This is a genomic window from Mesorhizobium sp. P3_A2 (genome assembly GCF_056403115.1).
The window spans coordinates 35,511-53,108 of sequence record NZ_JBFUGC010000005.1 but is presented as its reverse complement, the minus strand read 5'-3'; the positions used below and the strand labels follow the sequence as shown (position 1 = coordinate 53,108).

Annotated in this window: 13 protein-coding genes; 2 read left to right on the top strand and 11 right to left on the bottom strand. The window is 64.3% G+C overall.

The genetic code is table 11. The features are described 5' to 3' along the window. Positions 1-22 precede the first annotated feature (22 nt). The 9 genes from AC1DXM_RS13180 to bcoG all read right to left on the bottom strand — a co-directional run bounded on the left by AC1DXM_RS13180 (position 23) and on the right by bcoG (position 14,196). Positions 23-3,862, bottom strand: a complete 3,840-nt coding sequence (locus tag AC1DXM_RS13180; RefSeq protein ID WP_477233440.1) for a DUF7929 domain-containing protein — start codon at positions 3,860-3,862, stop codon at positions 23-25. A gap of 10 nt (positions 3,863-3,872) precedes the next feature. Next, positions 3,873-5,834, bottom strand: coding sequence for a YncE family protein (locus AC1DXM_RS13175; RefSeq protein WP_477233439.1), 1,962 nt, complete (start codon positions 5,832-5,834; stop codon positions 3,873-3,875). A 457-nt stretch (positions 5,835-6,291) separates the two neighbouring features. Further along, positions 6,292-7,227 carry an alpha/beta hydrolase gene (locus AC1DXM_RS13170; protein WP_477233438.1) on the bottom strand — a complete coding sequence of 312 codons (936 nt, stop codon included), beginning with the start codon at positions 7,225-7,227 and terminating at the stop codon, positions 6,292-6,294. A 217-nt stretch (positions 7,228-7,444) separates the two neighbouring features. Then, a complete protein-coding gene (locus AC1DXM_RS13165) occupies positions 7,445-8,227 on the bottom strand; it encodes a carnitinyl-CoA dehydratase (protein WP_477233437.1) in 783 nt (260 codons plus the stop codon). Then, positions 8,220-10,298, bottom strand: coding sequence for an acetate--CoA ligase family protein (locus AC1DXM_RS13160; protein ID WP_477233436.1), 2,079 nt, complete (start codon positions 10,296-10,298; stop codon positions 8,220-8,222). The genes AC1DXM_RS13165 and AC1DXM_RS13160 overlap by 8 nt, the downstream gene beginning before the upstream one ends. 67 nt (positions 10,299-10,365) lie before the next feature. Continuing rightward, the gene (locus AC1DXM_RS13155; RefSeq protein WP_477233435.1) at positions 10,366-11,529 is read right to left on the bottom strand and encodes an acyl-CoA dehydrogenase family protein; all 1,164 of its coding nucleotides are present in this window, start codon (positions 11,527-11,529) and stop codon (positions 10,366-10,368) included. A gap of 5 nt (positions 11,530-11,534) precedes the next feature. After that, positions 11,535-12,629: a carnitine 3-dehydrogenase gene (locus AC1DXM_RS13150; protein ID WP_477233434.1), complete on the bottom strand. Its 1,095-nt coding sequence runs from the start codon at positions 12,627-12,629 to the stop codon at positions 11,535-11,537. A gap of 2 nt (positions 12,630-12,631) precedes the next feature. After that, positions 12,632-13,258, bottom strand: coding sequence for an HD domain-containing protein (locus AC1DXM_RS13145; RefSeq protein WP_203277695.1), 627 nt, complete (start codon positions 13,256-13,258; stop codon positions 12,632-12,634). A gap of 14 nt (positions 13,259-13,272) precedes the next feature. After that, entirely contained in the window at positions 13,273-14,196 is a 924-nt protein-coding gene (bcoG, locus tag AC1DXM_RS13140; protein WP_203277694.1) for a 3-dehydrocarnitine:acetyl-CoA trimethylamine transferase BcoG, read from the bottom strand. A 79-nt stretch (positions 14,197-14,275) separates the two neighbouring features. Between bcoG and AC1DXM_RS13135 the strand changes: the two genes are divergently transcribed. Next, the gene (locus AC1DXM_RS13135; RefSeq protein WP_181056733.1) at positions 14,276-15,256 is read left to right on the top strand and encodes a GlxA family transcriptional regulator; all 981 of its coding nucleotides are present in this window, start codon (positions 14,276-14,278) and stop codon (positions 15,254-15,256) included. Between the two features lie 61 nt (positions 15,257-15,317). On the opposite strand, the gene AC1DXM_RS13130 is transcribed toward AC1DXM_RS13135, so the two are convergent. Both AC1DXM_RS13130 and xylA read right to left on the bottom strand, forming a co-directional pair. After that, positions 15,318-15,521, bottom strand: coding sequence for a hypothetical protein (locus AC1DXM_RS13130; RefSeq protein ID WP_475454560.1), 204 nt, complete (start codon positions 15,519-15,521; stop codon positions 15,318-15,320). A 205-nt stretch (positions 15,522-15,726) separates the two neighbouring features. Further along, positions 15,727-17,052 (bottom strand): xylose isomerase, encoded by a 1,326-nt coding sequence (gene xylA, locus AC1DXM_RS13125; protein ID WP_477233433.1) that lies wholly within the window; start codon positions 17,050-17,052, stop codon positions 15,727-15,729. Positions 17,053-17,165: 113 nt separating this feature from the next. Here xylA and AC1DXM_RS13120 point away from each other — a divergent pair, with 113 nt between their 5' ends. Then, positions 17,166-17,528 (top strand): nuclear transport factor 2 family protein, encoded by a 363-nt coding sequence (locus AC1DXM_RS13120; RefSeq protein WP_477233432.1) that lies wholly within the window; start codon positions 17,166-17,168, stop codon positions 17,526-17,528. The last annotated feature ends 70 nt before the right edge of the window (positions 17,529-17,598 follow it).

Sequence of the window (17,598 nt, the reverse complement as noted above, 5' to 3'; positions counted from 1 at the left end):
GTTTCTGGCTCGTATCCAGAACCTACGGCTTGAAGTTGGCCGTCGGATCTCTCTGCGGCTGTACCTGCGGCTGCTGCGTGCGCTTCGGCACGAACTGCTGGAGGATCCCCGGATTGAGCAACAGGCTCGGATCGAGCGATGGCTGTGGGCGAATGGGCCGGCAGTTCGGATACCGTCCAACGGTGCCTTCCGGGCAGCGCCGCCTGATCGGTTGGCACTGGCCGTTGATCATCACCGAGCCCGGGGCACATTCTTCCGGCCTCGGCTTGCGGCATGCGCCGTCGATCACCTGGGTGCCGCGCGGGCAAACGCACTCGCCGCGCTTGTTGTGGACCTGGCCGCGTATGTCGCACTGTTCCAGCACAGGCCGCTTCTGCCGGCAGGCACCGTCCCGCACCTCGGTGCCCCGTGGGCAGACGCAATTGCCATTGGCGTCATGAACCTGGCCGCGGATGGTGCACTGCTCTGGCTTCGGCCGGATCGGCCGGCAGGCTCCATTGCGCACCTCGGTCCCACGCGGGCAGACACAATCGCCATCGGCGTCATGAACCTGGCCGCGGATGGTGCACTGCTCTGGCTTCGGCCGGATCGGCCGGCAGGCTCCATTGCGCACCTCGGTGCCACGCGGGCAGACACAGTCGCCGTCGGCGTCATGAACCTGGCCGCGTATCGTGCACTGGTCGGGCTTCTGCTTGTCGCGCACGCAGGCATTTGCCTGTCGGTCGAGATGCGTGCCGTCCGGGCAGTAGCAGCCATTGCCGTCCGACGTCGGGACCGAACCGGGGATGGTGCAGCCCGGCTTGTCGATCTTGACGCAGGCGCCGTTCTCGAGCTCGGTTCCGCGTGGGCAGACACAGCGTCCGTCCTCGGTGCGGATCTGGCCCTTGAGCAGCACACAGGGCCTTGGCTTTGGCTCGATGATGACGCCACCGTCGGCCGAGCACTGGCCGTTGCGGAAGGTTGTGCCTTCCGGACACACGCACCGGCCGGCGTCGTTCATCACAAAGCCCGGCGAGCACTCTTTCTTCACCTCACGCTTGATGGTGAAGGGATGGCACGCATAGGCCTTGCCGCGATCGCCCTGGATGTTGGTCTGATCGCCGGACAGCATGTCGCCGCCTTGCACCCTGGTATCAGGAGACAAGACACCGACGCAGTTCTGGCCGCTGACATTGCCCTGCAGGTTGGCCAGCGGGGCGTCGGGAAGGACCACGGTGACAGTGTGCACGTGGCTTTCCCCGGCGCCGAGCGTCAGGTTGGCGATGCAGGACAGAGGCAGCGTCGTCGGTTCTGGCGAGCAGCCGAAGGGTGGTTCGATCGAGGTGATCGCAACGCCTTCCAGCCGGCCGAGCCCGTCCACGCCGATCGCATCGCCGATGCGGACCGGACCCGAGAATGGGGTCTGGCCGTCATTGGTGATGGTGATCTCGAACGAGCAGGGCTGTCCCGGCTGGCACTCGGCATCGCCGGTCTTCTTGACGCTGATGGTGGAGGTGCCGCCACCCTTGGCGCAGGCCTGGCCGAACGGGTAGACAACGTCGTCTCCCGGAGCCGGGCCGTACGAGCCGCGTGCGCAGTTCTCGAACGCGCCATTGGCGGAGACCGTCACGTCGAAGTGCCTGGATGTTCCGGGCGTCATCACGGCGCCGGGAATCTGGCACGACAGCGCGTTGGCCGGAACCGCTCCGCAGGCCCATTCCGCGCCGTCGGGTGTGACGGTCTGGATCTGGACCGGCGCGCCACCCGCGATCAGCGTGGCGGCATCGTTGACCCGCACCGGACCGGTGGGGGCAGAGGTGCCAAGGCTGACGACGGTGATGCGGCAGGAAACCACCGCCGCGCCGGCCAGCGAGCCGTTGCACGCCTTGGTAATGCGCAAGTTTGGCTTGCCGCCATTGGGATGCCGGAAGCGTTCCTTGGCGCAGGCCTTGTTGTTGGTGAGGTCGACCTCACCGGGAACGGGCTTCAGCGCCGCGCAGTTTTCCACCGAGTCCAACTGGTAGCCGGCCGGCATCACCGCCTTGACGACGATCGGCGTCGAGGCGCCCGGCATCAGCACGATGCCGGCATTGTCGCAGCGGAACTGGCCGGGGCCGTTGGGTCCGCATGTCCAGGGCGGAGACGGGCCGAAGGTCGAAGAAGCCGGCGCGCCGCCCGGGTAATTGTCGATGACCGTCAGCGGCCCATTGTAGGGGACGCTGCCGTTGTTGATGATGTCGATCACGAAGTAGCAGATGCCGTCAGGCGTACAGACCGGAATGCGGGCACGCTTCTTCAGGATCAGGTCGACCTTCTTGTCGACCGGCGGTCGGCAATCTCGGTCGCGGTCGCCACGCCGGCAGATCGGGATCGAGGCGCAGCCACGATCGTTCTGCTGGCTGCCGAACAGCGGCTTGCCGCTGGCGCCGTAATTGTAGGTGGCGCAGTTGCGCAGCGTGCTGCCTTGCCAGCCACCGGCCGGCTTGAAGCCGAGCTTGAGGTCGACGGAGGCGCCCGGATTGAGCGTGGTCACCGGATAGGCGCACGTCATCGGGGTCGCGCCGGGCACGCAGACCCAGGGCGGGTTGGGCCCTGAATCCAGCGTCGAGCCGGCCGGCAGCGTCACCTCGTCGAGCACGATCTTGCCGTGATACGGCCCGTCGCCGACATTGGTGACCCGAATGGTGAAGTCGCAGCCGCCACCCATCGTGCAACGCGTCACGTCGGCGCGTTTCTCGACCTTGAGGTCCGGTTCCTTGTCCTTGGGCGGACATCTCAGGTCACGCGGGATGACGATGTCGATGGTTTGCGTGCAGCACAGCCCCCAACCCTCCTTCGGGCCGGCATAGGTCTCGATGCCGGTGACGATGAGGTGGATGACATCGCCGGGCGATGCGCCGACGATCTTCCAGTTGAGCACACCGCCGCCTGCCGGCACCAATTGGGTGTCGGGGATGATGGTGATGCCGGGGGTCGTCGTCGACACCTGCACCCATTTGCCGCCCATCTCGGGGCCGACAGGCATGTGGTAGATGAAGGCGCCGCCGCCGGGCACGCAATCGACCGTGCCGCGCTCCACCTTGAAGCATTCCTTGTCAGGCGGTGGCGGTCGGTCGCATTTGGTGAGGTCGATCTTGATCGAGGTCTTCACGCCGGTCTTGAAGTCGCCATCGTCGGGCTTGCCCGGATCCTGCGACGGGATGATGACCCCCGTGCCGACGCCCGGTGTCACCTTGATCATACCTTGGTTGTCGACGATGGTCGGCGAAGGAAACGCCGCATGGTCGATCTTGGCCGTGATCTTGAAATTGATGACGCGTTCGTTGGCGGCGCCTGCGCCGTCGAGATCGGTGGCGGAAATCCGGAAATCGGACACCGTCGCCGTGTCGTTCGGATTGGCCGAGGTGCTGATCGTCGCGCCCGGCAATGGTCCGCCGGACGCATCGGTGCCGTCGCCGGACACGTTGACGTTGACGATCGCAAGACCGTGCGGAAGCTGATCCTTGAAGTCGAGCTGGAGTTTCTTCAGCCTGGCCACGAAGCTTGGGTCGGCAAAGCCTTGCGGGTCGCCGCGAAGGCCGAAGCTCAGGGAGTAGACGACGTAGTCGCAACCTCGCTGGGTGCCTTTCTTGGTGAAGAACGGCACGACCCGTTCCGGCCTCGGAGTGATGATTTTCGAATTGTCGAGGTCGAGCCGCAGTTCCGGAGTGATCGGGACGGCGTCTTCGGCGTGGCTTGCCACAGGCGTGAACATGGCGACCGCGACACCGGCCGCCATCAGCCAGCGCGCGCCGCGCCTGGCGTATGACAGGGGTTTCATGATGGTCTCCATGACGGTGGATTGACTGCTCGTCGCGATCGGGGAAAGCATGAGATTTTTCATCTTCCCCTCCTCAACGTTCGCAGCTGACGGCTGGGGTTCTGAGCGGCAAAGTCATCTTGCAGCAAGGGTAGTAGCCACCCTTGTCCTTGTCGGATTGCCTGTAGAAGCAAAGCCCGACATCGACTGTGTCGCCCGGAGAGTGGCCGGTGATGTCGATCGTGTAAGGCTTGCCGGGCGCATGCGACTGGGGTGATGTTACCCCGACGCCTGGCGTCCTGGACTGGGCCTTGATCGAATCGCCGCCGAAGCCGGCATGGTCATGGAGATAGAGGTCGGCCTGGAGGCCGCGAGGCGTACAGTAGAACTGGACATCCTCGACATCGATGCACGGCGGCAGATCGCCGGGCGGTGGGAAATCAGGCGGATAGAAGGGCGGCAGGTAACCGCCGGGGATTTCTTCATAGTAGCCGGCACGGCCTTCGCAGGGGTGCCAGACCTCGACATCGCCGACATGGCCTTCCACTTCGGGGTCTTCGAAATAGCCGTCGAAATCGACGAACCACGAGCCGAAGGGCGGCACGTTGGCCGGCTTGACCAGCGGCGTCGGCGTGATCTGCACGCCGTGCACGGCAAGCGGCCCGCCGGCGGCGAGCTGGTCGGCCAGTGTGGGGTTGTCGCGCAACTTGTCGCCGGTGTTGACCAGCGTATCGGTGCAGACGCCGGTGTTGAGATTGCCTTCGGCGTCGTAGCCATATTGCAGGTCGAGGCCGCCGGCCGACTGCCGGTTGCCCTGCGGGAAACCGGCCGCATATTCCTGCGGCTCTTCCACCCACTCCGATTCCGTCGCCGGATCGTCGGGGTTTTCACGCCAGTAGCGGATGACCTCGCCTTTGCCGGAATCGGCGAACTGGCTGTAATCGTAGCGGTTTTCCACCGGGCCGCGCTGCGCCAGGTACATGAAGCCTTGATTGTCGAAGGCGATGTCGGTGACGGCGTAGTCCTTGTCGGCCTTGACCGTCAGCTCCCAGCGCGGATCGCCGGCAAAGCGGCCGTCGCGGGCAATGCCCACCGACCAGATTTCAGACTTTTCGCCGACCGAGTAGTAGACCCGGCCGCCATGATAGGCGACCGCCCAGACGCGGCGTTCATCCTGCGTGTAGCCCCAGGTATCAGGGTCTTCGCTATCGAAGGCAGCACCTTGTATGTCCATCACCGCGCCGTCGTCGGCGACGGGCGCGAGCCCATGCGCCGGTCGGCCGGCAACGCCGTGGTCGAACGTGTCGATCAGCGTACCGTCGGCCGCGATGCGATGGATGAGGCCGGTGTCGAGGTCGCTGGCGAAAAACTCGCGGTGATTGCTGTCGAAGCTGACGTCGCCGATGCCGGGACCGCTGTTGGTGTCGATGTCGGCGAATCTGGAGACGGCGCCGGTGATGCCGTCGATCTTCCAGATCGTGCCGGGACCACCGCCGTTTTCGGTGCCGAATTGGCCGTCCATGAAGACGGCGCCGGCCGTGCCGCGGCGCTGCCGCTCAGGGCGGCCGTCGGCGTCTTCGTCAGGGGTGACGATGCGGATGCCGTGCAGCGAGGTGGCGCCGGCATAGAGGTTGGGGATGCCTGATGGGACGCCGTCGCGCACGCCGTCATCATAGGTGACGGCGAACACCTGGCCGATCTGTTCGGCCGTTACTTCGAAAGGCGGCGGCGTGTAGACGAGTTGGCCGGAGGCAGGTCCGCCCAGCGCCGAAACGTCGAAAACGCGCAAGGTGGCGCGTGTCGTGTCGATGAAGGTTTCGTCGACCGGGTCGACGCCGGGCGGCAGCCCTTCTTCGAAATTGGGAATGACGGTGCCGGAAAATCCGGTCACGGCCATCGAGCCGGGATAGATGATCTGAGTTTCCTGCGCCCGGGCAGCTGTGCCCAACCAGAGCGTGGCGCTCAGCGCCAGGGCAAGCAAACCGCCGGCCAGATGGAGCGAACGACGCAAACCGCCGCGTGGAGATGGCATGGACGTGCCGCGATCGCAGGACATAAAACTCCCCCCGAAGTTTTCGGGAGGAACGTCCGGTCCGGCCGTGCGAATCAGGGCAAGGCGCGTCGTTCCGGCACGTTCGTCCCTGATCGAATTGTCTGCTTTCCTCATCCTCACGATACGCTTGCTCCTGCGCAGGGTCAACGGAATCAGCCGGAAGCCCAGCGCATCGACCCCATCCCGAAGGCGATGGTCGCGCTGAGCTCCCGTTGTTCCCGGAGACCTGCGAGTCTCTGGGGTCCTGGTCATTGGGGGCATCCTTTCCGGCCCCGCACCATGCGGCGCCTGAGCGTCAGTCGCAGGCGGAAGTGGAAAGGTTCATGCAAAACGGCGGCTGGGACTGTTCGCCATTTCACAGAAGCGGCGACTAATTCTTGTGTCAGTCAACTCAGGATGGGAGACAGCTTGGTGCTTGCTCCTCCTGGGAGGGTTGCTCAGGCAGATTGTCGGCGAATGATCACCAAGCCCAGTCGCCCTTGCCCAGCACCGAGACCGCCTCAACGATACGGCTGAAGCTGGCGCGCGCCCGGCCGACCGTGTGCCTGGCCCGGAGATAGCTATGCACCAGCCCCGGCTCCTCGAACCAGGTGGCGCGGCCGCCTGCGGCGAGGACGCGGTCGCGATAGGCTTCACCATCGGACGACAGCGGGTCGCATTGCGCGGTGATGAGCACGGTTGGCGGCAGGCCGGTGAAATCCGTGTCGGCGAGCGGCGACAAAGCGATGTCACCGGAGCCGTCAGCGCCGCCGGTGCGGATGTGCTTGTAGAAGTCGAGATCGCGCACCGTTAGCATCGGCGCTTCCGCATGCCTCACGTAGGAACCCCTCGAGCGGTCGCCGCCCAGGCCGGGATAGATCAGCACCTGACCGATTGGTTTTTTCGCATGACCGCGCGTTGCGTGGGCAACGGCCGCGCAGAGATTGCCGCCGGCGCTGTCGCCGCAGAGCAGGACGGAACGGTCGTAGGTTTTGGCAGCCCATTCGAAGGCATGCCGCGCATCGTCGAAGGCGGCCGGGTGCAGATGCTCAGGGGCCAGGCGGTAGTCGACGGAGACCACCTCGAAGCCCGTGCGGGCGCACAATTCGGCGCAGACATCGTCATGGCTGTCGAGCCCGCCGAGGATAAAGCCGCCACCATGGATGTAGAGCACCATCGCCGCCTTGTTCGGGGTAGCGCTGCGATAGATGCGGATCGGGATATCGTGCGCGGCAATGATGGTCGTTTCCGCCGTCACACCATCGGGATAGCCGGCAAAGAATTCGCGACACATCCGGTCATAAATCGCGCGCTGCTGGGCAATGGTGTAGTCGATCGTGTCGGGCGGGTAGAAGGAATTGGTCCGCTCGATGAAGGCCCAGGTCTCGGCGTCGATGAGGGTTTTGTAATCGGTCATGCGGGAAGACCAACTTTGGATGATGGCGCCCAGGCACCCCCCTCTGGCCTGCCGGCCATCTCCCCCTCAAGGGGGGAGATCGGATGTCGCGAATGGTTTCGCCAATCGTCAACGTTGGTGGGTGGGCGTCGAGGTCCGAGCAGCCAATCTCCCCCCTTGAGGGGGAGATGCCCGGTAGGGCAGAGGGGGGTGTGAAGGAACGCCATCGTCCGCTAGGCTACTTCCCCTTCCACACCGGATCGCGCTTCTCGGCGAATGCGCGAAACCCTTCCATATTGTCTTCCGAGCCATACAGCGCATCGACGGTCGCCAGTTGCCGCCGCGTCACGCGGTTCATCGCATCCTGGAAGGTCAGGGCTTCGGCAACCCGCGCCGTCTCCTTGATCGCGGCAAAGACCAGCGGCGGCCCGCTGGCCAGCAGCCTTGCAATCTCCCAGACACGGTCTTCGAGCTTTTCCTTGGGCAGCACTTCGTTGACCAGACCCCAGCGATGCGCTTCGGCGACATCCATCCAGCGGCCGGTGAGCAAAAGGTCCATGGCGACATGGTAGGGAATGCGCTTCGGCAGCTTGATCGTCGCGGCGTCGGCCAGCGTGCCGGCGCGGATTTCGGGCAGCGCGAAGGAGGAATGGTCGGAGGCGTAGATGAGGTCGCAGGACAGCGCCAGTTCGAAGCCGCCGCCCACCGCCATGCCGTTGACGCAGGCGATGACCGGCTTGTTCATGTCGCGCAGCTCCTGCAGGCCGGCAAAGCCGCCGACGCCATAGTCGCCATCGACCGCGTCGCCGCCGGCTGCGGCCTTCAAATCCCAGCCGGCGCAGAAAAACTTGTCGCCGGCGGTCTTGACGATGGCGACGCGAAGCTCCGGATCATCACGGAACGCCTTGAACGTCTCGCCCATCAGCCGCGAGGTCTTCAGGTCGATGGCATTGGCCTTCGGCCGGTCAAGCGTGACCTCGAGGATAGTGCCCTCGCGGCGGGTCGAAATGACGTCAGACATTTTTCTTCTCTCCCAGCACCAGCAGCGCGTCGGCGATCCAGGCGCCCTTGCCCTCGGCGCAGACGATGAGCGGGTTGATGTCGAGTTCCTCGATCTCGCCGGCATTCTTCTGGACGAAGTCGGCAATGCCCGCGATGGCCTCGATGGCGGCGGCGACATCGGCTTTCGGCCGGCCGCGATAGCCCTCGAGCAGGGGGAACAGTTTCAGCCGGCGCAGGGCCGCCTCGATATCGTCGCGCGTCGCCGGCAGCATCAGGGTGACGCTGTCGCGCAACAACTCGACCAGCACGCCGCCGGTGCCCAGCGTCATCACGGCGCCGAACATCGGGTCGCGGGTGAAGCCGACGATCAGTTCGGCGACGCCGTCGCGCACCATGCGCTCGACATAGAGGCCGGTGCCGAGCGGCAGCAGATCATGCGCCGCCGTGCTGACGGATTCGGCGTCCTTGAGGCTCAGCCTGACAGCGCCGACTTCCGACTTGTGGGTGACGCCGAGCGCCTTCAGCGCCACCGGGAAGCCGAGCGCCATCGACGAGATGACGGCGTCGACCGCATTGGCGGCGCGTTCGCCCTTCGGCACCGGCAAGCCGGCCTTGATCAGCCGCTCCTTGGCTTCGGCCTCGTCAGGCGTCACATGGCCGCCTTCGGCGGCACCGGCAGCCGTCGTGTCGATCGGCTGCGCCTGCGGCTCGGCCCAGGCCCAGCCGATGAAGGCTGCTGCGCCTGCCGCGTCCATGGCTTCGGAGATGCCGAACAACGGCACCATGCCGCGCGCCATCAGCTCGGCGGTGTATTCCTCCGGCAGGTTCTCCGGCAGCGACGAGACGATCGCGCCATGCGCCTTGTTGGTCTTCAGCGCCGATTCGAAGGCGCGCAGCGTCGCCCACCAGTCGGTGACCGAGCAACGATCGGGGCGCGGAAAGTCGAGCACCAGCATGTTGAGGTCGAAACCGCCCGAGACCATGGCGGTGAAGGTGGCGGTCATCGCCGGCTCGTTGTTCCAGATGAAGGTGTGGTAGTCCAACGGGTTGGCGACAGCGACCAGCGGCCCGAGCGTCGATTTGACATGGGCGCGGTGCTTGCTGGTGAGCTCTGGGAAGTTGACCCAGCGGCCCTCGGCACTGTCGGCCATCACCGAGGCCTCGCCGCCCGAACAGCTCATCGACGACAGGCGATAGCCGGGCAGCGGACCGGTGACGTGCAGCAGCTTCAGCGCCTCGATGAAGGCGGGGATGGAATCGACGCGCGCAATGCCGAGCCGCCTCAGGAAAGCGCCGGAAGCGGCGTCCGAGCCGGCGAGCGAGGCGGTGTGCGAGACTGTCGCTTGCCGCGCCTGTTCGGAGCGGCCGACTTTCATGGCGATGATCGGTTTTTTCAGTTCGCGGGCTCGCGCGGCCAGTTTCTCGAAGCCGGCTACCGAATCGAAGGCCTCGATGTGCAAGCCAAGCGATGTGACGCGGTCATCCTCGACCAGGCCAAGCGCCATTTCAGACAGGCCGGTCTGCGCCTGGTTGCCGGCGGTCATCAGGAAAGCGATCGGCAGGCCGCGCTTCTGCATCGTCATGTTGATGGCGATGTTGGACGACTGGGTGATGATGGCGACGCCCTTGGCGCCTTCGGGCAGCCTGATGCCGCCATGCTGGTCGGGCCACAGCAACGCGCCGTCGGCATAGTTGATCAGCCCATAGCAGTTCGGGCCGATGATCGGCATCTGGCCGGCAGCAGCGACCAGTTCGGCCTGCAGCCGCTCGCCATCGTCATCATAAGCCTCGGTCTCGAGAAAGCCCGCGGCAAAACAGACGGCGCCGCCGGCGCCACGTTCGGCCAGCGCCTTGACCACCTCGATGGTCAGATGCCGGTTGACGCCCACGAAGGCGGCATCTGGCGCGTCGGGCAAGTCGGCAACGGAGCGATAGGCCTTGCGGCCAGCCACCTCGTCCTTGGTCGGATGCACCGGCCAGATTTCGCCGGCAAAGCCCATCTTGATCGATTGCGCGACGACGGCAGCGGCCTGCGCCCCGCCAAACACGGCAATCGACTTCGGGCGCAGGAGACGTTCGAGTTTATGCATGGCCATCTTTTCGTTTGAGCATGATCTTCTCCCCAAAACCGGACCCCGGTTTTGGGTACATCATGCTCTATGCTCCGAACGGACGCAGCAGCGCCCGCGAAATAATATGTCGCTGAATCTCCGAAGTGCCTTCCCAGATGCGCTCGACGCGCGCATCGCGCCAGATGCGCTCCAGCGGCAGGTCGTCCATCAGCCCCATGCCGCCATGGATCTGGATGGCTTCGTCGGCAACGTAAGCCAGCATTTCGGTCGCCTTCAGCTTGGCCATCGCCATGTCCTGATCGGTGACAGTGCCCTGATCGTACTTCCACCCGGCTTCGAACACCATGAGGTCGGCGGCCTTCAGTTCGGTCGCCATGTCGGCGAGCTTGAACGACACGCCCTGGAACTTGCCGATCTGCTGGCCGAATTGCTGGCGCTGCGCGGAATATTCGATGGCATGGCCGAGCGCCCGCTCGGCGCGGCCGAGGCAGGTGGCGCCGACCTGCAGGCGGGTGGCGCCGAGCCAGGAATTGGCGACCTCAAAACCCTTGTGCACTTCACCCAGAACCTGGCTTGCCGGCAAGCGGCAATCGTCGAATTCAAGGATGGCGTTGGTGTAGCCGCGATGCGAGACGTTGCGGTAGCCGTCGCGCACGGTGAAACCCTTGGTGCCCTTGTCGACGAAGAAGGCGGTGATCTTCTTGCGCTTGCCGCGCGCGGTTTCTTCCTCGCCCGAAGCCATGAAGACGATGGCAAAGTCGGCCAGATCGGCATGGCTGATAAAATGCTTGGTGCCGTTGAGCACCCAGTCGTCACCGTCCTGCACGGCGGTCGCTTTCATGCCGCGCAGGTCGGAGCCGGCGCCGGGCTCGGTCATCGCCAGGCAGTCCCACTTTTCGCCACGGATGCAAGGGAACAGGTATTTTTCGCGCTGTTCCGGCGTGCCGGCCAGAAGGATGTTGGAGGGGCGCGCCACGCAAGTCCAGTGCAGCGCGTAATTGGCGCGGCCGAGCTCCTTCTCGTAGAGCAGCCAGGTCACCGTATCGAGGCCGGCGCCACCGACATCGGCTGGCATGTTGGCGGCGTAGAGCCCGGCCTCGATCGCCTTGACCTTGATCTCCTCGATCAGCTCGCGGCGCAGCACGCCGGTGCGCTCGACCTCGCGTTCATGCGGGTAAAGCTCATTCTCGACGAAGGCGCGCGTCGTCTCGACAATGAGCTTCTGTTCCTCCGACAGCCCGAAATCCATGGTCTTCAGCCCTTGTTCTTTTTCTTCGGCTTTTCCACCTTCTTCACCGGCTTCGACGCCTTGGCCTTTTCGGCAGCCTTGGAAGCCGTGGGTTTCTTCGCCGCCAGCTTGGCCAGCTGCCTGGTATAGTCCTTGTGCAGCGCGCCGGCGCCCCAGCCCTTGCCTTTGTTCTGCTTCGACAGAGCGTCCATGATGGCGACCAGATTGTCGTCGCGGATCTTTTCCAGCTCGCGGATCGACAGGCCATGCGCCTGGTCGTCCGACTGGGTGGCGATCAGGTCGACCAGTTCGTCGTTGAACTCCGGCACGTCCATAAGCTTGGTCCACGGCCATTTCAGGCACGGCCCGAACTGCGCCATGAAGTGGCGCATGCCGGCCTCGCCGCCGGCGACGCGATAGACCTGGAACATGCCCATCTGCGCCCAGCGCAGGCCGAAGCCGTAGCGCATGATGTCGTCGAGCTCCTCGACGGTGCAGATGCCGTCCTTGATCAGCCACAGCGCCTCGCGCCAGGCTGCTTCCAGCAAGCGGTCGCCGACAAAGGCCTCGATCTCCTTGCGGATCACCACCGGCTTCATTCCGATCGAGGCATAGATTTCTTTCGCAACCTCGATCGCCTCGGGGAATGTCTGCTCGCCGCCGACGATCTCGACCAGCGGCAGGAGATAGACCGGGTTGAAGGGATGTCCGACAACCAGCCGCTCCGGATGCTTCTTCATCGCCACCTGCATGTCGGTCGGCTTGATGCCGGAGGTGGACGAGCCGACGATGGCGTTGGCCGGCGCATAAAGGTCGATCTCGGCCAGCACACGGTGCTTCAGGTCGAGCCGTTCCGGCACGCTCTCCTGGATGAAGTCGGCATCGGCCACCGCTTCGGCAATCGTCTTGGCGAAGGTCAGCTTGCCCTCCTTGGGCAGGCCGCCGGGAACCATCTGCTTGTAGGCGCGGCGCGCGCCCTTCATCACTTCCGAGACCTTGCGCGACGCTTCCGGGTCCGGATCGAAGATCGACACGTCGATGCCGTTGAGCAAAAGCCGCGCCACCCAGCCGGCGCCGATGACACCGCCGCCGATGGCGGCCGCCTTGTTGATGATGCTCATGGTCAGGCTCCGGTTCTTGTCTTGGCTGTTTGAGGGTCGATGAGAGGGATGCGCTCGCCGGCGCGGATCACAGAGGCGTCGTAGGCCTTGCGGGCAAAGACTTCGAGCACGAAGGGCCGGAAGAATTCGATCGGCAGCGTCTCGTAGTCGGGGTCGAAGCTCGACTGATCCCAGCGTTCGCAGAACTGGTCGCAATCGTCGAAATACATATGGCCGGCGAAGCGGTCGCGCGCATGGCGGTTGCCGCCGAGATGATGCGCGTAATAGAGGCGCTGGAAATCCCCATGCTTTTCCACCACCCAGGTGCATTGCTCGCGCACGAAAGGTTTCAGGATCGAAGCGGCGTATTCGTCGTGATTGTAGGGCGCGTAGATGTCGCCAATGTCGTGCAGCAGCGCGCAGGCGATCCAGTCGGTGTCGGCGCCGTCGCGCCACGCCCGCGTCGCCGCCTGCAGCGAATGGCCGAGCCGGGTGATCTTGTAGCCGGACAGGCCTTCGTCGAGCTGGACCAGCGCGTCGAGCAGCCGCTCGCCGGTCTTGGCGGCATAGTCGATTTCATGGGCGGTCAGGAACTCGTAATCGTCCTTGTCGCCATCCTTCATCGCGGTGAATTTGACGGTATCAGCCATCGCCAACTCCCGCCTTACGCAGCTGCTGCGATCGGCGCCCGCTTGGTCAGGTTGAGCTTCTTGCGCACTTCCTCCGGCCCGAGGATACGGGCGCCGAGATTGGTGACGATGCTGGCGGCGCGCTCGACCAGCTGTGCGTTGGTCGCCAGCACGCCCTTGTCGAGCCAGAGATTGTCTTCAAGCCCGACGCGGACATTGCCGCCGGCGAGCACCGCCGCTGCGGCATAGGCCATCTGGTTGCGGCCGATGGCGAAGGCCGACCAGTTCCAGGTCGACGGCACATTGTTGACCATCGCCATGAAGGTGTTGAGGTCGTCGGGCGCGCCCCATGGTACGCCCATGCAGAGCTGCACCAGCGCATCGGGGTTCAGCACCTTTTCCTCGACCAGCTGCTTGGCGAACCAGAGATGGCCGGTGTCGAAGGCCTCGATCTCCGGCTTGACGCCGAGTGCCGTCATCATGCCGCCCATGGCGCGCAGCATGCCGGGCGTGTTGGTCATGACGTAGTCGGCTTCCGCGAAGTTCATGGTGCCGCAATCCAGCGTGCAGATTTCCGGCAGACACTGGCGCACATGTTCCATGCGGTTGGTGGCGCCGCCCATGTCGGTGCCTTTTTCGTTGAGCGGCAATGGCGCCTCCGGCGAACCGAACACCATGTCGCCGCCCATACCGGCGGTGAGGTTGAGCACCACGTCGACATTGGCGTCACGGATGCGCTCGGTCACTTCGCGGTAGAGATGGACATCGCGGCGCGGCTTGCCGGTCTCGGGGTCGCGGACATGGCAGTGGACGATGGCCGCACCGGCCTTGGCCGCGTCGATGGCCGAATCGGCGATCTGCTTGGGCGAGCGCGGCACATGCGGCGAGCGGTCCTGCGTGCCGCCGGAGCCGGTGACGGCACAGGTAATGAAGACCTCACGGTTCATCGCGAGCGGCATGGCAATTTCCTCCCAATCGTCAGAGGTCCTAACAATGGTCCGACTTGCGGGGAACTGTTTTGCGATTTACGAAGCTTCCATGATCAAAAGCGAAAAGCCGACCATCTTTCGCTCGGAACGCTCGCCGCTCAAGGTGACGCTGCTGGTGTTTTCCGGCTCGTCCATCATGTGCGTGGCTTCGGCCGTCGACCCGCTGCGCGCCGCCAATCGCATTTCCGGCGAGACGCTGTTCGATTTCAAACTGGTCTCAGTCACCGGCGAGGCGCCGGTGACGACATGCGGCCTGCCAGTGGCGGTCAGCGGCCGTTTCGATGCCGCCGAGCCAACCGACGTTCTGGTGGTCGTTGCCGGCTTCGGCACCCAGAATTATGCGACATCGGCTTTGCTTTCGGGCTTGCGCCGCGCGGCTCGGGCCGCCCGCGCCTGCGGCGGCGTCGAGGCCGGCACCTGGCTGGTGGCCCGCGCCGGTCTGCTGGAAGGGCGCAGCGCCACCACCCATTGGGAGGACATGGAGGATTTTTCCTCGGCCTTCCCTGGCGTCGATGTCCGTCCGGACCGCTATGTTATCGACGGACCGGTCTTCACCTCCGGCGGAGCGTCGCCGACCTTCGACCTGATGCTGCATCTGATCCGCACCCGGCTCGGCATGGCCGTGGCGCTCGATGTCGCCAGCGTCTTCATCTACGATCAGGCCCGCGCCGCCACCGACGCGCAGCCGCTGGTCTCACTCGGCCGGCTCGATGGCTACGACCCGCGCTTGGCGCAGGCGATTAGGCTGATGGAATCGCATGTCGACCAGCCGCTGACGATCGACGCGGTGGCAAAACGCGCCGGGGTGACGGCGCGGACGCTGGAAAGCATTTTTCGCAAGTCGATCGGCGAGACGCCCGGCGCCTATTATCTCAGGCTGCGGCTGGGCGCGGCGCGGCGGCTGGTGGTCGACACGCGGATCGCCATGGCGGATATTGCCGGGCGGACGGGATTTTCGTCCGCCGCGGCATTTTCCAGAGCGTTTTCAAGAGCGTTCGGCGAAGCGCCGGTGCGACTCCGCCGAGGTTGATGCATATCGCCCAAACGTGCGTCGCAGTTTTGGGATAACGACATGCACAGACAAAGAGAGATCAGGCTGCGTTCTGTCGATCGCTGCCGGCGTCCATCTGCGAGCGCATCTGCCTCGCCAGTCGGACTTCGAAACGGCTGCTGACAGCGCGATCCCATTCGTTTTTCACATTGTCGGTCGGCCGCGGCAGTGCCATCAGCCGGTCGATGATCGATCCGGTCTCGCCGGATGAGAGCAGGGCGTCGATTTCGCGTTCGTGCTGCATATCGGTTCGCCTCCTTCCTTTTCACCCGCCACAACGGCATCCTTATACGAGATACGTGACGGCAGTTTGAAGGCAAGAGCGAGGTCATTGAGGGGCGGCAAAGGGCAAAAGCATGTCGCCGGATGAAGGCTGCCGCACAAAGCATTCCAAGACGGCGGGATGTTCATCCCGCCGCTCCTTAAGCAGTGCGAATCGGCTTTCGTCCTCAGACGTAGCGATTGACGATGTTCTCCAGCAGTTCCTGGCGGCCGGAGCGCGGCTGCGGTTCGATCTTCTTCTTGACCACACGCTCGGCGATGTCTTCCAGCGTGCGCTTGCCCGACAGCATCGCCTTGGCTTCGGCGCTGTTCCAGCCGGCATAGCGTTCGGCCAGCGGACCCGACAGTGCCTTGTCCTCGATCATCTTCGCGGCTGCCTTGAGACCGCGTGCGCACGAATCCATGCCGCCAATATGGCCGATCAGCAGGTCCTGCGGATCGAGCGACTGGCGACGCAGCTTCGCGTCGAAATTGGTGCCGCCGGTCTTGAAGCCACCGGCCTGCAGGACCTGGTAATAGGCGAGCGCCATTTCCGGTACGTTGTTGGGGAACTGGTCGGTGTCCCAGCCCGACTGGTAGTCGTTGCGGTTCATGTCGATCGAACCGAAGACGCCGAGCGCATTTGCCAACGCCAGCTCGTGCTCGAAGGAATGGCCGGCCAGGATGGCGTGGCCCTGTTCGATGTTGAGTTTTACTTCCTTCTCCAGCCCAAAGCGCTTGAGGAAGCCGTAGACCGTGGCGACGTCGTAGTCGTATTGGTGCTTGGTCGGCTCCTGCGGCTTCGGCTCGATCAGGATCGTGCCCTTGAAGCCAATCTTGTGCTTGTAGTCGACGACCAGGCTGAGGAAGCGTCCGGCCTGCTCCTGCTCGCGGGCAAGGTCGGTATTGAGCAGCGTCTCATAGCCCTCGCGCCCGCCCCACAGCACATAATTCTCGCCCTTCAGCCGCTTGGTGACGTCGATGCAGCTCTTCACCGTCGCCGCCGCATAGGCAAACACGTCGGGATCTGGATTGGTGGCGGCGCCCGACATGAATCGGCGGTTGGAGAAGAGGTTGGCCGTACCCCAGAGCAGCTTGACGCCGGTCTTCTTCATCTTGGCCGCGAAATAGTCGGCGATCTCGTCAAGCCGCGCGGCACTTTCGGAGAAATCCTTGCCTTCCGGGCGCACATCCGCGTCGTGGAAGCAGAAATATGGCGCACCAAGCAGCGAGAACATCTCGAAGGCCACATCGGCCTTGAGCTTCGCCAGTTCCATCGTGTCGACGCCGCCCGCTTTGGGGAACCAGGGACGGTCGAAGGTCTGGCCGCCGAACGGATCGCCGCCCGGCCAGGCAAAGGAATGCCAGTAGGCGACGGCGAAGCGCAGATGATCTTCCAGCCGCTTGCCGGCGACGACCTCGTCCGGGTTGTAGAACCGGTAGGCCAGCGGATTGGTCGAATCCGGCCCCTCATACTTGATTGCTTTGATGTCGCCGAAAAATCCGCTGCTCATGATTTCTGTCCTCTCTCGAATAGTTCGCCCTGATTACCTCAGGCGTAATTGGTTTCGTTCTGCCAAGGGGTGAAAAGGCTCGTGTCAAAGCCACTCAACGAAGGAGACAAACCATGACCGACCTCAACACGATCGCTCAAAACTACATCACCGCCTGGAACGAGGCCGATGCGGATCGCCGCGCCGAACTGCTCAAGGCTACCTTCACCGAAGACGTCAGCTACCGCGATCCGCTGATGCAGGGCGACGGCCATGCGGGTGTGGCCGCTCTTATCGACGGCGTGCAGCAACGATTTGCCGGCTTCCGATTCTCGCTGAAGGGCTCGCCGGACGGGTTTGGCGACAAGATCCGCTTCTCGTGGAACCTCGGACCGGAGGGTGTTCCGTCGGTTATCGAAGGCACTGATATCGGTGTCATCGAGAATGGACGTTTGAAGAGCGTCACCGGGTTTCTGGACAAGGTTCCGGCGCAGTGAGGCTAACTGGGCAAGGGTGATGCGAGGCACCCCCCTCTGGCCTGCTGGCCATCTCCCCCTCAAGGGGAGA

What these genes read in the sequence shown, in the direction of transcription:
- AC1DXM_RS13120 (WP_477233432.1), top strand. Translation starts at nt 17,166, where the DNA reads ATGACCGACCTCAACACGATCGCTCAAAACTACATCACCGCCTGGAAC.
- AC1DXM_RS13170 (WP_477233438.1), bottom strand. Translation starts at nt 7,227, where the DNA reads ATGACCGATTACAAAACCCTCATCGACGCCGAGACCTGGGCCTTCATC.
- AC1DXM_RS13150 (WP_477233434.1), bottom strand. Translation starts at nt 12,629, where the DNA reads ATGAGCATCATCAACAAGGCGGCCGCCATCGGCGGCGGTGTCATCGGC.
- AC1DXM_RS13130 (WP_475454560.1), bottom strand. Translation starts at nt 15,521, where the DNA reads ATGCAGCACGAACGCGAAATCGACGCCCTGCTCTCATCCGGCGAGACC.
- AC1DXM_RS13175 (WP_477233439.1), bottom strand. Translation starts at nt 5,834, where the DNA reads ATGTCCTGCGATCGCGGCACGTCCATGCCATCTCCACGCGGCGGTTTG.
- AC1DXM_RS13165 (WP_477233437.1), bottom strand. Translation starts at nt 8,227, where the DNA reads ATGTCTGACGTCATTTCGACCCGCCGCGAGGGCACTATCCTCGAGGTC.
- AC1DXM_RS13135 (WP_181056733.1), top strand. Translation starts at nt 14,276, where the DNA reads ATGATCAAAAGCGAAAAGCCGACCATCTTTCGCTCGGAACGCTCGCCG.
- AC1DXM_RS13160 (WP_477233436.1), bottom strand. Translation starts at nt 10,298, where the DNA reads ATGCATAAACTCGAACGTCTCCTGCGCCCGAAGTCGATTGCCGTGTTT.
- AC1DXM_RS13180 (WP_477233440.1), bottom strand. Translation starts at nt 3,862, where the DNA reads ATGAAAAATCTCATGCTTTCCCCGATCGCGACGAGCAGTCAATCCACC.
- xylA (WP_477233433.1), bottom strand. Translation starts at nt 17,052, where the DNA reads ATGAGCAGCGGATTTTTCGGCGACATCAAAGCAATCAAGTATGAGGGG.
- AC1DXM_RS13155 (WP_477233435.1), bottom strand. Translation starts at nt 11,529, where the DNA reads ATGGATTTCGGGCTGTCGGAGGAACAGAAGCTCATTGTCGAGACGACG.
- bcoG (WP_203277694.1), bottom strand. Translation starts at nt 14,196, where the DNA reads ATGCCGCTCGCGATGAACCGTGAGGTCTTCATTACCTGTGCCGTCACC.
- AC1DXM_RS13145 (WP_203277695.1), bottom strand. Translation starts at nt 13,258, where the DNA reads ATGGCTGATACCGTCAAATTCACCGCGATGAAGGATGGCGACAAGGAC.